General features: G+C 45.4%; 13 protein-coding genes. 9 read left to right on the plus strand and 4 right to left on the minus strand.

Translation table 11 applies throughout. The features are described from left to right. Nucleotides 1-2 precede the first annotated feature (2 nt). The 3 genes from NSB25_RS04835 to NSB25_RS04845 all read left to right on the plus strand — a co-directional run bounded on the left by NSB25_RS04835 (nt 3) and on the right by NSB25_RS04845 (nt 5,150). A complete protein-coding gene (locus tag NSB25_RS04835; RefSeq protein ID WP_103238308.1) occupies nt 3-1,136 on the plus strand; it encodes an alpha/beta hydrolase-fold protein in 1,134 nt (377 codons plus the stop codon). A gap of 138 nt (nt 1,137-1,274) precedes the next feature. Further along, nucleotides 1,275-2,678, plus strand: a complete 1,404-nt coding sequence (locus NSB25_RS04840; RefSeq protein WP_103238476.1) for an MATE family efflux transporter — start codon at nt 1,275-1,277, stop codon at nt 2,676-2,678. Between the two features lie 69 nt (nt 2,679-2,747). Further along, nucleotides 2,748-5,150 (plus strand): glycosyl hydrolase family 95 catalytic domain-containing protein, encoded by a 2,403-nt coding sequence (locus tag NSB25_RS04845; RefSeq protein WP_103238309.1) that lies wholly within the window; start codon nt 2,748-2,750, stop codon nt 5,148-5,150. Nucleotides 5,151-5,480: 330 nt separating this feature from the next. Here the strand turns inward: NSB25_RS04845 and NSB25_RS04850 are convergent, their stop codons facing one another. Further along, nucleotides 5,481-5,837: a hypothetical protein gene (locus NSB25_RS04850; protein ID WP_103238310.1), complete on the minus strand. Its 357-nt coding sequence runs from the start codon at nt 5,835-5,837 to the stop codon at nt 5,481-5,483. 241 nt (nt 5,838-6,078) lie between these two features. On the opposite strand from NSB25_RS04850, the gene NSB25_RS04855 reads away from it, so the two are divergent. The 3 genes from NSB25_RS04855 to NSB25_RS04865 all read left to right on the plus strand — a co-directional run bounded on the left by NSB25_RS04855 (nt 6,079) and on the right by NSB25_RS04865 (nt 7,909). Next, entirely contained in the window at nt 6,079-6,636 is a 558-nt protein-coding gene (locus NSB25_RS04855; protein ID WP_103238477.1) for an RNA polymerase sigma factor, read from the plus strand. After that, nucleotides 6,633-7,565 carry a hypothetical protein gene (locus NSB25_RS04860; protein ID WP_103238311.1) on the plus strand — a complete coding sequence of 311 codons (933 nt, stop codon included), beginning with the start codon at nt 6,633-6,635 and terminating at the stop codon, nt 7,563-7,565. The genes NSB25_RS04855 and NSB25_RS04860 overlap by 4 nt, the downstream gene beginning before the upstream one ends. 92 nt (nt 7,566-7,657) lie before the next feature. Beyond that, nucleotides 7,658-7,909, plus strand: a complete 252-nt coding sequence (locus NSB25_RS04865; protein WP_146039977.1) for a hypothetical protein — start codon at nt 7,658-7,660, stop codon at nt 7,907-7,909. Here the strand turns inward: NSB25_RS04865 and NSB25_RS04870 are convergent. From NSB25_RS04870 to NSB25_RS04880, 3 genes are all read right to left on the minus strand, one after another. Beyond that, nucleotides 7,899-9,419 (minus strand): extracellular solute-binding protein, encoded by a 1,521-nt coding sequence (locus tag NSB25_RS04870; RefSeq protein WP_103238312.1) that lies wholly within the window; start codon nt 9,417-9,419, stop codon nt 7,899-7,901. The genes NSB25_RS04865 and NSB25_RS04870 overlap by 11 nt on opposite strands. 126 nt (nt 9,420-9,545) lie before the next feature. Next, nucleotides 9,546-10,574, minus strand: a complete 1,029-nt coding sequence (locus NSB25_RS04875) for a helix-turn-helix domain-containing protein (RefSeq protein ID WP_172454954.1) — start codon at nt 10,572-10,574, stop codon at nt 9,546-9,548. Further along, the gene (locus NSB25_RS04880) at nt 10,534-11,637 is read right to left on the minus strand and encodes a cache domain-containing protein (protein WP_103238314.1); all 1,104 of its coding nucleotides are present in this window, start codon (nt 11,635-11,637) and stop codon (nt 10,534-10,536) included. Before NSB25_RS04880 ends, NSB25_RS04875 begins: the two co-directional genes overlap by 41 nt. Nucleotides 11,638-11,818: 181 nt before the next feature. Between NSB25_RS04880 and NSB25_RS04885 the strand changes: the two genes are divergently transcribed. From NSB25_RS04885 to NSB25_RS04895, 3 genes are read left to right on the plus strand one after another with little or no spacing between them, the layout of a single operon-like run. Continuing rightward, nucleotides 11,819-12,790, plus strand: a complete 972-nt coding sequence (locus NSB25_RS04885) for an ABC transporter permease (protein WP_242982300.1) — start codon at nt 11,819-11,821, stop codon at nt 12,788-12,790. Between the two features lie 56 nt (nt 12,791-12,846). Continuing rightward, nucleotides 12,847-13,764: a carbohydrate ABC transporter permease gene (locus NSB25_RS04890; protein WP_103238316.1), complete on the plus strand. Its 918-nt coding sequence runs from the start codon at nt 12,847-12,849 to the stop codon at nt 13,762-13,764. A 15-nt stretch (nt 13,765-13,779) separates the two neighbouring features. Continuing rightward, the gene (locus NSB25_RS04895; protein ID WP_103238317.1) at nt 13,780-14,613 is read left to right on the plus strand and encodes an SGNH/GDSL hydrolase family protein; all 834 of its coding nucleotides are present in this window, start codon (nt 13,780-13,782) and stop codon (nt 14,611-14,613) included. Nucleotides 14,614-14,644: the final 31 nt, after the last annotated feature.

Below are 14,644 nucleotides of genomic sequence, written 5' to 3' on the forward strand. Positions count from 1 at the left end.
ATATGCAAAATAAGAGAAACGAAGCACTGGAGAGCCATGCAGTCTTTTTTGACCCCGCATATCTGCAGATGCGGCTGCACAAGGGAACCGAGGGAATCGGGCCCAGGCATTTCGAAGAGGAACCGGGAGTCAGAGTAGAAGAGAACGGAGACGTGACATTCTGTTTTTATGCGCCGGAGGCGAAGACCATGGAAGTGGCCGGATTCGGCAACAGCGCCATGACGGGAGAACACCGTTCCATGGTGAAGGATGAAAAGGGATATTTCAGAGTTACGCTGTCCGGAATTCCGGCCGGATTTCATTATCATGAGTATTTTTGCGACGGAGTAAATGTGATAAATCCACAGGCGCCGGTGGGTTACGGTGCGCACAAGGCGGTAAATTTCTTTGAGAAAGAAGGGGACGAAGATTTCTATTTTCTGAAGGATGTGCCGCACGGAGAGGTGCGTCTGGAGTATTTTCCCAGCAGCGTCACCGGCCGCACCAGAGCCTGTTATGTCTATACACCGCCGGGATACGGGAAGGACGGGACGAAAAAGTATCCGGTGCTCTATCTGCAGCATGGCGGCGGAGAGAGCGAGAGCGGATGGGTATGGCAGGGAAAGGCTAATCTGATCGCGGATAACCTGATTGCCGCAGGAGAATGTCCGGAGTTGCTGATTGTCATGAACTGCCTGTATTGCCTGGCGCCGGAGCCGGAGGATTTTCTGGCCGGAGATTTTGACAGTATGCTGCTGCAGGACTGTATGCCCTTTATTGAGAAAAAATATTCTGTGGACCCTGAAAAACGCGGCATGGCCGGACTGTCCATGGGAAGCTACCAGACCGTGATGACCACATTGAACCACCTGGGAATGTTCCCCTATATCGGTATCTTCAGCGGCACGCCGGAGAGGCGCTGGTATGCGAAAGAGGATTACATGAAGGCTTTTGAGGACCCGGAGGCATTTAAGGAACGCGTAAAGCTGCTGTTTTTCGGTTACGGAGAGCAGGAAGAAAAGATTGTGACGACACTCGCGAAGCAGTTTGAGGAGTTTAAGGAAAAGGGAATCCCCTATGTATCCTACAGCTGTCCGGGGTATCATGAGTGGACCGTGTGGCGGAGATGCCTGCGGGAATTTCTGAAAATGTTTTAAAAGTGTATCGTAACAGTTCAGCGTTTTGTCTGAACTGTGATAAAATGATTCTGTGTTGGCAGAATAAAAGCCGGCGTGCACTGTCCTGCCGCCATTGTGTATTATATGTGGAAATTTAAGAAGAACGGAGTAAATGGAATGAAGATTATTAAGAAGCTGTTTTCCGGAGACAAAGCGTTTTATCTGAAGGTAGTGACGCTGGCATTGCCCATTGCCCTCCAGAGTCTGATTACCATCGGAGTGAATATGCTGGATACTATCATGGTGGGAACTTTGGGAGAGGTGGAGCTTTCCGCCACTTCACTGGCCAACCAGTTTATCAATATCTATCATATTTTCTGTATGGGTCTGGGAATGGGGGCATCGGTGATGGTGTCCAGATACTGGGGAATGAGGGAAAGCGAACCGGAGAAGTCGGCCCAGGCGCTGAAAAAGACTATCTGTATTATGGTGCGGCTTACACTGGGGCTGGCGTTTTTATTTGCCATTGCTACTATTGCAATACCCGATACCATCATGAGTATGTATACCACAGAAGAGTCGATTATCTCTCTGGGGGCGATTTATTTCAGATATTCCATTATTACTTATTTCTTCCTGGGCCTGTCCCTTGTCTGCACCATTGTCCTGCGCAGTGTGGGTCAGGTGCGGATGCCGCTGTATGTGTCCATTGGAGCGTTTTTTGTGAATATTGCTGCCAATTATGCCTTTATCTTCGGCAAGCTGGGAATGCCGCGGATGGGCATTGCGGGCGCAGCCCTGGGAACGCTGATCGCCAGGGTATTCGAGGCAGGCATGATCTGCGGTTATCTGTTCTTCAAGGACAAAGCCATCGGCTTCCGCATAAAACATCTGGGGATGAAGACAGGAGATCTGATAGGAGAGTACGTAAAAATCAGCATTCCGGTTCTTGTCAGCGATGGTATTCTCGCCATCGGCAACAACACAGTGGCCATGGTAGTGGGCCATCTGGGTGTGGCATTTGTGGCGGCCAATGCCATTACCAGCGTTACCCAGCAGATGAGCAATGTGCTGACCCAGGGTGTGGCCCAGGCAGGCGCCATTGTCACCGGGCAGACACTGGGAGAGGGAGAACGGGAGAAGGCGCTGAACCAGGGATATGCCTTTATGGGGCTTGGCCTGAGTCTGGGATTGTTTGCCGCTCTGGTGATTACCATTATCAGCGGGCCTGTGATCAGCGCTTACAATGTGTCCGCAGAGACGGCGGGAGTGGCCGCACAGCTGATGGAGGCCATCGGATTTATCATGATTTTCCAGTCCACTAACAGCATTATGACAAAGGGTGTGCTGAGAGGCGGCGGGGATACGAAGATGCTGATGCTGGCAGACAATATTTTTCTGTGGGTGCTGTCCATTCCCATGGGTCTTCTGGCCGGTTTTGTGCTGGGGCTGCCCGCTTTCTGGATCTATACCTGTCTGAAGTTCGACCAGATCGCCAAGACAGTGTGGTGCGTCTTCCGGCTCAGAGGCGGAAAGTGGATCAAGAAGATTTCGACCGGGAAAAATTCCGGGGCGGCATAAGCCATACGCTCACATACAGCAGTATGAGGATGCCGTCTTATAATAAATAATTTCAGTCAGGAGCAGAAAATGAAAACAATACCTTTTTCTTATGAATACGAATTTATGCCGGTTGAAAAGCGTTATGGGATACTTTCCGAGAGAAGCGTCTGCTCTATCAAGCCGGCAGCAGAAGAATCCGATTATTTTTATACCGGAAACGGGTCCCATCGCATGGACATTGCCGGAGGGCCTTACCATGACAAAATTGTGGTGACACAGGAGCTTCTGTATGAGCCCAAATGGGCAAAGACCCCTGATGTGCCGGACTTGCGGCCTTATATGGCAGATATACGCAGGTATGTGATGGAAGGCAAACCGGAGCTGGCTGACAGGCTGATAGATCAGGCCCAGAGAGAGGCGGGACATGATAAGTATATGAATCTGGATGCAAAGATTGTCTATCCCATGGCAAGTCTGCATGTACATAAGGCCTTTCACCTGATCCTCACACAGCCGGAGAGACCCGACACCCACAATTATCTGCGTTGGCTGGACCTGTTGTCGGGAAAGGTGACGGCCCACTGGGAGAATGCATGTGGAGTCTATGAGAGTGAATCTCTTGCTGTATACGACGGGGATTTTACCGCCACCAGGCTTACGGCCCCCGGAGGAATGCTGGATGTGAAGATTGATTTCCATTATCCGGAAAAGAAGGACCGCTTTGGCAATCCTGCCATGCAGGGGTCAACTGACATTCTGAAAAAAAGTGCAGACCTGTTTCAGCTGGCTTTTGCATACAATCCCGAGTATGGACAAAAGGGGTACGTTTCTGTGATTCGTTTTGTGCGGCAGGGAGGCAGCTGCGAAGTGATAGACAATGGAATCCGGGTGACGGGGGCGGACAGCCTTCTGATCTTAAGCAAAACCGTCCGGTTTGAGGAGAATTTCCAGTTTGCGTGCGCGGATTCGGTGACGGAAGATTTTCTGCAGGTTGTGCCGGATTTTGATTCCTTTGTGGAGTCCAATGGGGCAAGGCTGGGGGAGCGTATGCAGTTTTCCGGTCTGGAGCTGGGGGATCCGGAAAGTTATGTCCTTTCCGGAGAGGAACTGCTGAAACGCTGCCACAGTGTGAACGAACTGGATCCCATGCTGATGAACAAGCTTTTTGACATGGGCCGCTTCTACCAGATTATTGACACAGGCAAGCTTCCGCCCATGTGGGGACAGCACAATATCAACACCAATCTTCAGGTATGTGCGGGAAATAACACCGGTCTGTTTGAAGAGATGGATACTTATTTCCGCTATTACGAGACAAAGTTCGATGATTTCCGCACCAATGCGAAATTGCTCTTCGGAGCCAGGGGATTGCTTGCCAGCGTGCATTGTGATTATGATTCTGGATTGTATTATCATTTTTCCCGGACTTACCCCCATTACTGCTGGACCGGGTGCCTGGGCTGGATTTACAATGAATTCTGGGGCTATTATCTGTGTACGGATGACAGGGAGTTCCTGCGGACCCGGGTGGTGCCGGCTCTGAAGGAAATCGCCCTTTTCTTTGAGGATTATGCCTGCGACCGGGACGAGAGAGGAAAGGTAATCTTCTGTCCTTCCTTCTCACCGGAGGATCCCACCCCGAATCCGGACTATATGACGGTTACCTGCAGGAGCATCAACCCTACCAGAATCAACTCCGTGATGGATATCGCCATCTGCCGGGAGGTGCTGACCAATCTGATAGATGCCTGCGATGTGCTGGGCATAGAGCAGGAGAACATGGCTCACTGGCAGGAACAGCTGGAATCCCTTCCCGACTATGTGCTTGACGAGGAAGGCGGATTAAAGGAATGGGCCTGGCCTGCAATCGAGGAAAACTACAATCATCGCCATGTTTCCCATCATTATGATCTGTGGCCAGGCAGAGCGGTATTCCCCGACACAGAGCCTGAGATCGCGGAGGCCATCCGAATCTCCAACAGGAAACGGGGGCAGCAGGATGATTCCGCCCATGGCATCATTCACCGCGCGTTATGCGCCATACGACTGAAAGATATGGAGGAACTGGAGCAGAATCTGTCACAGCTGATCTGTCACGGGTTTGTCCGCTGTAATCTGTCCACCGCCCACTTCCCCTACAGAGGCCAGTTCCCGGATCTGCAGGGAGCCATGCCTGCGATTCTGCTGGAGATGTGCATCTTCTCCCGTCCCGGCGTGGTGGAATTCCTTCCGACGCTGCCGGAGTATTATCGGACCGGAAAAATATATGGAATCTGGCTGTACACCTGGGCAAAACTGAAGGAGATGGAGTGGACGGAAGAGGGCGTTACGGCGAAGCTGCTTTCCTTCCGGGAACAGAGCCTTACCCTGAGATGTCCTGAGAAAGCAAAGGTTTTTGAGATCAACGGCAGGTCTGTTCCAATGGAAAAGAACTCTGTCAGGTATCACTTTGCCAAAGGAGAGGAGATATCCATAACGATACGGTATTGAAGCCTTTTATGCGCAGGGCCGCAATGGAAAGTTTGCGGCATGCGGGCCGTGCCCGAGTAGTGTAATCCATAAAATTACAGTAAAATTCAAGGGTTTCGGAGATTTCTTCGGAACCCTTTTTGCGTGGAAAGCTACTTTAGAGGACCTGCAGGGTTTTGGCATCAAGATGGCTAATAAAACAGGCGGCCGAACGGTATGGACTTCCAAGTCCTGAGATTCAGATTTTTGACGATATGTTTCGTGTGAATCTTTATCGTAGACCACTATCGGAAATATCAGATGATAGTGGCAATGCATCGGAGAAGCATCGGAGAAGCCCATCCCTTCTTTCTAGGACAGGGGTACGACCTTTTGCAGGATGCATTTTGTATGGTCCCAAAGCCGGAGTTGTGTGTGATTGTTTTCGTAACAGAGCGCATCATTTTCCGGGCAGTTGATGACATGAATTCCATGGGAATTCAGATAGATTAAAGTCAGATATTTCGGGGTGTCACAGGCAGTGCTGCTGGGGAAATTTTCATGATTCACTTCTATTTTATCCCAGTTGAAGGAGATCCCGATAAAGGGTGGGTTCACATAAATATTCAGCCTGTTGTCACGGACCATATCGTTCACGAAACGTGTCACGGGAATATGGGTCAGCCCGTTCGTGTATACTGCTTCCAGGATAAAAAGTTCTCTGTTCATTCAGGTTTTCTTCAGGTTCATTTCCAGATCTTTCATAGTAAGTACCTCCATAATGTTATCAGCGCTGTAATTCTATTGTAGACAAGACAGTTCTGGTTTACAATACATTCAGGTTTAAGTTGAAAAGAAAAAATCAACCAGGATAAAAAATTTTAGAAGCGGACAGGAATATTTGTTCCGGAATCCTGTCTTTATAAATGAGGGACACGGAAAGGGCTCCCGTGAGGGAAGGAGGAGGGGAATGGAGGATATGCATATTCTGGAGCTGTATTTCCAGCGTGATGAAGCGGCAATTTCAGAAACGGCATTAAAATACGGCGCATTCTGCCACAAAATTGCACGAAATATACTGTCTGCAGACGCAGACGCGGAGGAATGTGTAAACGATACTTATCTGCAGGCATGGAACGCCATACCGCCCCAGAGACCGGACCGGTTCGGCGCCTGGCTGGGCAGAGTGGTGCGCAATATTGCAATTAATCTGTGGAATAAAAATCACCGGCAAAAGCGGTATCACGGAATGACACAGCTTCTGGGGGAGCTGGAGGACTGTATTCCGTCGCCCCGGACCGTAGAGCATGAAATAGAAGAAAAAGAACTGACGGAAATAATCAACGGGTGGCTGGATGATCTTGCTCAAACTGACCGCGTCCTTTTTATGAGGCGCTACTGGAACGGCGAAACCATAAAGGAGCTTGCAAAGGAATGGGGTGTGACCCGGGGAAAGCTTGCAAAGCAGATGTATCAGCTCAGGCTGAAGCTGAAATTCAGACTGGAACAGGAGGGCTACACATTATGAGAGAAGCAGGTGCAAAAAAGTTGTATGCCGCTATTACCAATGTGAGAGATGAATTTGTGGAAGAAGCGCAGGCGGTAAAGCTGAATCAAGGGCAGGAAGTAAGACCAAAGCAGACTTTAAAGTTGAATCGAGGGCAGACAGTAAGACGACATGGAGAGCAGACAGCAGGGCTGAATCAAGGACAGACAGTAACGCGGAATCGAAGAGAGGCGGCATGGCTGAAACGGTGTGTGCCGGTGCTTGTATCAGCACTTTGTCTGGTGCTGGCGCTGGGAACGGGAAGGAGGCTTCTTTCAGAGCAGGCGGACCGTAACGGCGGGCAGGGGAATGGCAGCTTTTGGGGAAGCGGGGATTCTTCGCTTCTGGAGGAGCGTCGGGAGGAATTTACGCCGGAATTTTCAGAGGAGGCGAAGTCCGTTTTTGACGGGGTACCCGGAGTGATGAAGGTATATAGAACACTTGACAACCAGTGGTTTCTGGCGGAGGATATGTCAGATTTCAGCCAGGTCCTGACGGAGGAAACGATATATGTGGTTCCCGGTTCTGGCAGGGGCATCGACGGCCCGAAAGAGGATGGCGCATATGCTGTCTATACACTGGATGAAAATGGTATGCCACAATGGGGAGCTTCCGTTTACGGGGGTGACATGGTTCCCAGTCAGTTCAACGGACTGACATATGATATCATTGAAGAGGACCTGGCGGGAATTGACTATGAAGATTATATCATTACGCAGTCTACCAGGTTATATACAGTGTTCGTCTGGGCCAGATGCAGAGAAGGGGGAGACATGTTTATAACGTATCCGGCCCGTCCGGAATTCCTGGGGCTGGAGAACAGGGGGCGGTATACTCTGGAAGAGCTGCGGTATATTTTGGCGGAGGCATACCGAGATTCGGAGGATGAACAGTGGGCTGGCCGATATTGAGCTGCCCCTCTCCCGCCTGTTTCTCTGCAAGTTTCAGGTGATAATGCCGCAGATCGGCTTATAATACTGCATAGTCGGAATCTTCACTAAACATGCTGCCATGGAAAATGTATCCGGCAAAGGTTGCCGGTGCCGTTACTTTTCATGGGCAATGTCAGTTAGTTAAGGACTTTGAAAATCGGTATGTAAAGCTGACTGGTACCTGGAACCTTTGCTGGCGGGCAAAGTTCCTGGAGGGCCTGACAGGAAGCGTGTGCTTTCTGGCCAGGCCCTCCACATTAGGCGGTGTTTCCCCTGAGTGCAGCCGCAGGAAATGGCGATTTCATCCGCATTTTAGTTTTTAGACTCATATTCTTCCAGCCACTGGATATATTCCGCCTCCATTGCTTCAACAGCAGGGAAATATTCATCCTCCAAAAATTGTGTAAATTCAGCTTCATCAATTTCTCCGACAACATATTTTACTTCATATTCTTCTCGTTTTGTGACCAGATCCGGGTTGTCTGTTGTAAAGGTGGTATACATGGAAGCTTTAACAGCAGGAACCCTTATAATAGTAGTGGATTCTTTCATGGCGTTGAAATCTTTGTAAAATTTATCAATACGCTCCGGTGTAGTTGCGTTTTCAATGAAGGGGGCAGTTCCATCCTTGGCATAAGCAAAGGTTAAATAACTACTGGTCACTTTAGCGGCATTTGCAGACTGTTCGGCTGTCTGATCGATCTGCCGGGATTCGAGATCGTAGGAATTGTAATATTCCTCAGTACCAACGCCCAGAAGCTGGAATCCTTCATCGGACATGGCATAATCAATGAGCTTTAGGCACTGATCCACATCTGCATCAGCAGAGATCATCCACATTCCCCAAAAGGAGGGAGTGACATAACAGACACTTTCTCCTCCTGGCTGCTTGAGCGGTCCAATATAGGTATATTTTTCACAGGCATCGGGATCCTTTGAAAGATAACTCAGTACGCCGTTCTGATGATCCAAAACAATACCGGCTTTTCCGGAGAAGAGTTTTTCCTGATCTGTGCCGCGTTCGTTGGTAATAAATTCCGGATCTATTACTCCATCTGCATATAACTCTCTTATATAGGTCAGATAAGGTATATAACCGCTTTTCTTTTGAGTGATTTTGTAATTTCCATCAAAATCCCGATTCTCGGAAAGCCCAAAAGTTGCCTGGAAAGCTGTCAGTGCCAGTCCCTTTTGAAATGATAATGCATAGGTATCATCTTTTCCGTTCCCATCCGGATCATCATAGGTAAATGCATGGCAGACGTCTTTGAACTCTTCTAGTGTAGTAGGAAGGCTGAGTCCAAGGTTGTCAAGCCATTCCTGGTTAATAATAATGCCCCAGTGGTTATCGACGTTTGGTTTGGGAATTGCATGCAGCTTGCCGGTATTGGTAGAACGAACGGCTTCCCAGCATTCATCTGAGACAGCAGCCATTATGTTAGGATAATTCTGTATCTTGTCGTCAAGCTCTGCCAGAAGTCCATCTTTAGCCCAGGACTCAAAGTAGCTGTCGGCGGCATGCCAGTTATAGATGATATCCGGCAATGTCTCAGAGGCCATAGTGATTTGCAGCTTTTCGTCATAATTGTTGATAGGTGGCGCATTATACTCAATTGTAACGCCAACCTTTTCTCCAAGAAGCTTTATAAGGGGGTTGTCTTCAATCACAACATCAGGATTCACACGATTAAATATTGTAATGACCGGCAGGTCACCACTTTTATTTTCACCTGCTGAACTCCCGCATCCGACAAGTGCCGATACCATGCCCATACACATACAAATAGCGGCAGTTATTCGTTTCCTGTGTTTTTGATTGTTTTGCTTTCTCATAGATTTTCACTCTCTTTCTGCTCAATGGCTTTGATGGCTCTATTATCCCCAGGGGTGACATGACTGTAAATACAAATAATGGGATGGGATAACAGGGATATTGCGCATTGCATATAGTTGTTATCATTATGCATTATTGCCACTGGAAAAGGTTTCTCTATATTGTCCTGGAGTGATACCCTCCCTGCTTTTGAATATCTTGATGAAGTAATGAGAGTAACTAAAGCCTGTACGGTGAGCGATTTCTTCTATATTAAGTTTTGTGGAAAGCAAAAGATCTTTTGCGATGGCAATTTTTTTCTGATTGACATATTCATTAAAGTTCTGTCCGGTCTTTTCCTTAATCAGTTTTGCCAGATAATTTCTGTTTAGATTAAACTGATACGAAATCTGATTGAGGTTAAAGTCTTCATACATGAGATGGGAATCAATATATTCCATGATGGACTGGTCAATTAAATTTTCAGCCTTTTCGTTTTTACGAGCTATCTTGTCGGACAAATAAGAGATGAATTCCATTAAAAAGTCTTTTATCTCATCCTTTGATGACTGTTCCCGCAATGTTGCCAGAGAAGTGGTATTTACAGATACAGGCAGGGAAGACATTCGCTTGAGGATTGCATTTTGCATCTGATAGACTGCGTTTGTAATCTGATTATCTGAAAAAATAGCATCATTATCCAAAACATATGCAATGAACTTTTCCATATATAGTATGCAGCCGTCCTGATTGCCTACCAGCAGGTTATTGATCAACTGTTTTTCTATTTCTGTCGGATAAGAGAAGGACATTCGTTTGTCAGTTAACTCTTTATAATGGAGGATGTGGTCTTTCATATATAATTTGTTGTTTTGGATCTCTTCACATTCTTTATATGCCAGAGGAAGCTGGCTTATATTTGTTTTTGGCAGACTGAGGGCCAGATAAGCTTCTTTTGGATATATGTTGCCTATGCCTGTCAGTATACGGTGGAGAAAAGTTTTTTCATCAATATTTTTGGGGTTACAATTGTATATCAGGGCAATACGGCTGCCGGTTATAGATGTGGGATATACTTTTATACCGGAGTTGCTTTTTACTTCTTCCACCACAGATAGGGCAGAGCGGGAGAAATCATTTAAATTGTGCAGACTGTCGATGACAATTACCTGCAAAAATGGCTCTGGAAAAAATATCAGTAAAGATCTGAAGGTCATTTGCGGCATCTGCATTTAGATAGGAATCCATTAATAACTCTTTCAAATGCTTTTCATTTAACTCCAGGGCGGCCTTTTGAAGGGGACGCATCATAAAGCGCAAAAGGATATATACCATAGAGGTGATGACTAATACTACAAGAAAGATCAACCAGAGAATAGCATAAGTATTAAATATTTTCGGGATTTTGATTTCATAGGGCATCTGTATATAAAAATGCCAGCTTAAGTTTTCAGACCATGCTCCTGCCCACATAATTCCTTTGCGTCCCAGGATCAAACTGAGAGGGGATGGTTCTGGAAACTGCTTTTCTAATTGTTCTATTTTTTCCCCGATGGCAGAACGGGTCAAAGCGGCAAGTACAATATTTTCATTATTGCAAATATACAATTCTATTCCGCTATTTTGTCCATTGTTTAAGATATCTGCACATAGCTTGTCCAGATTAACCTGGATGCAGAGAGAAAAGCCAGTGTGATTAGAGTAGTGCAACAACGGAACGATCAGGGTATAACACAGAATACTTTCTTCTGCTGTAGAAAATTGAACCAAATGGGGTGTAACAGATGTAATATGACGTGAGGAAGAGACGGCGTCATGAATCATAGGATCCAGAAAGTCTTCTGCCAGGTAGCTGCATCCCTTGTCTGCATCCAGAAATCGGTTCTCTTCCCGGGAATAGAGATAGACCGCTGTGATATAAGGACTTCCAAGCTTGATATTGCGCAGACGGCTGTAGACTTCCCGGGCACTTGTACTGTTTTCATAGCGCTGTGAGGCGAGCGTGGCTAATTCATCATCATAGATAGCTGTTTTGTCAATTTGTTCCCATATTTGTGTGATGGCGAAATCAAAGCCGTTGGCGGTCTGTATTGCAATACTGTTGCTTGCAGCCTGCAATTGTTGATAGGATGTGGAATTCATGATTGACATAATCAGAAGGGTTCCAATGGTTATAAGAACAGAAAACAATACAGATAAAATGATCATAAAGTCTTTCTTCACTTTTTTTATATTCATAGAGAAATACCCCCTAAGCCTTTTCATCCTTTTCATTATATTAAAGAAAGAGATTTGGATGCAATAACATTTTTTCCCAGGCATAACACAAATCATTTGCATCCAGTCCCATGCTATATAAAAGCATTATTTTTATTTACGATAAGCCAATCAGGATTACATAATAAGATTCATACTGTGATTGGCTATCACGGGAAAGGGTATTCAATCAGTAGAGAGGAGTAAATATATGAATACTAAAAGTAAGTTTCGAAATGGGTGGGAATATGTAAAGAAGAAAAAGAATTTTTACATTATGTTAATACCTGCCATACTGTATTTCCTGGTTTTTCATTATGCCCCTATGTATGGAATTCTCATTGCTTTTAAGGATTTCAGCTTTAAAAAAGGTATTTTGGGAAGCGATTGGATAGGCCTGGAAAACTTTATCTATATGTTCAGGCTTGAAAATTTTTATATGGTTTTCAAAAATTCCCTGACACTTAGTATTTTGCGTATTGCTTTTACATTTCCTATTCCAATCATTCTGGCACTTTTTCTGAATGATATTAAGAACGCAAGATATCAGAAGACGTTGCAAACACTGTTTTATTTGCCGCATTTCGTGTCCTGGGTGGTAATTGGTGGAATACTTGTGAATTTTCTTTCTCCTGTAGACGGAGTTCTAAACAACCTCATTACTATATTTGGTGGGGAACCTGTTTACTTTCTGGCAGAAAATAAGTACTTTTATCCCATCATCATTTTGAGTAGTATCTGGAAGGAATCAGGCTGGGGAACCATCATTTATCTTGCGGCAATTACAGGAATCTCTTCGGAGCTTTATGAGGCAGCCAGAATAGACGGAGCCAATAAATTTCAGTGCATGCGATATATTACTTTTCCTGGGATACGTTCAACAGTGGTGACTATGCTGATATTACGCCTTGGGAGTGTTATGAATAATGGGTTTGAACAAATATTTGTATTGCAGAATGCAAGGAACCTTACGGTATCAGAAGTGTTTGAGACCTACACATATCGATTAGGCCTGCTCAGCGGACGATATTCTTTTGCCACAACGGTGGGGCTTTTTACCGCAGTGATCAATATTATTTTACTGGTGGGAAGTAACTGGATATCCAAAAAACTTGGGGAGGAAGGGTTATTTTGACTCTTATTCTCCATAACGGCAGCCATTAATTCTATATTCAGAAAGGATGAAGAAAAATGTCTCTACTGTCAATAAAAAAAGAAAAAGCGTTAAGGCCTTACAGGAAGTCTTTGGTTGATACTGCTTATCACATATTTATTTATGTTTTGCTGACGTTGTTTGCCCTGATCTGCTTATACCCATTGCTATATGTGTTTATTTACTCTTTGACTCCTTATGCAGAATATATTGAGAATCCTATGAAAATGATTCCGAATACTCTGGATTTTTCCGCGTATAAAAAGCTTCTGAACTTTCCGCTGATATATTCGGGATATCGTATCACTTTGATTATTACCTGCATAGGAACGCTGTTAAATATTACGTTGCTGTGTCTTACAGCCTATCCCCTGACAAAGCATGATTTAAAGGGAAGAAGTATTATTTTAGGGGGAATTACTTTCACCATGTTCTTCAATGGCGGCATGATTCCTAATTTTTATCTGATTCAGAATCTAAAACTGTATGATTCAATCTGGGCATTAATTCTTCCGGGTTGTCTGGGAGCTTATAATCTTATTCTAATGAAGAACTTTATTGCCCAACTGCCAGCCAGTTTGGAGGAATCTGCTTATATAGATGGCGCCAATGAATTTCAGGTTTTATGGAAGATCATAATTCCTCTTTCCAAGCCCGCTATTGCGACATTTGTCATTTTTCATATGGTAGCCCAATGGAATTCTTACTTTAATGCAATTCTTTATACATCCAGCCGTAAACTTTGGCCGTTAATGCTTGTGTTGCGGGAAATGGTAGTGGAGGTCAGCGGTGCAGGGCTTTCCAATGAAGTTGCCGCGGCAGATATGGCTTATGTAAATACATTTACATTAAAGATGGCTACGATTATTATATGCGTTTTACCGATTCTGTGTGTGTATCCTTTTATGCAGAGATATTTTACAAAAGGAATACTTGTTGGATCAGTGAAAGGATAAGCGTGCCCTGGAAAAATGAAGACCAATTTTGAAATGCCGATAGAATGGGTAAATGAATTTTTAGAACTGACGCGAAATAGTACGATAGAAAGTGTATGCCGACCGGAACAGTTTATCAAAAAAATGAAAGAAAATACAGGAGTCATAGGAAAGCTCAACGCGTGGGGAAAGACTCCTGACAGTCTGGAGAAAAGGAACCCACTTATTGTAGCGCTTGGCGATAGTGTGACGGCAGGGCATTTTGAATGGTGCATGGAAGAGGAAAAGCTGGAGTTGTTTTTAAAAGGAGAGTGGCAGCCGAAAGCTGGAGAGATAATAGAAATCACAGATGCAAGAGAAGTTTATCATGAGCGCTTCCGTCGGAAACTGATTGACTTATTCGAACAGACAAGTGTGAGTGTGATCAATTCCGGAATCGCCGGAGATACCGTTATAGGAATGTGGAACAGGCTGGAGAGGGATGTGATCCGTTATCAGCCGGATTTGGTCTTGATTAATGGAGCTATCAACTGGGGCGGTGAGGGAACGACTGAAGAGTATAAAGAAATCCTGAGAAATATAATCAGGAAAATACTAAAAATGACAGAATCGGATATTATTTTGATGACGCCTAATATGGTATGCCCTAATCCGCTGTCCCGGGGGCCTGTCAGGCTGGAGGAGAGAGTAGAATGCATTCGTGAGCTGGCAAAGGAGGAACAGGTCTGTCTTGCAGACACCTATATGATCTGGGAAGCCTTTGTGAAACAGGGGCATATGCTCACAAAATTACTTGCCAATGGAATAAATCACCCAACGAAAGCGGGACATGAGGTCTATGCATTGGTACTGATGAAATTAATAGAATAACTATAGTTAAAGGATATTACGGAATGTATCA

Origin of the sequence: Acetatifactor muris (genome assembly GCF_024623325.1) — a bacterium.
Taxonomy (GTDB): domain Bacteria; phylum Bacillota; class Clostridia; order Lachnospirales; family Lachnospiraceae; genus Acetatifactor; species Acetatifactor muris.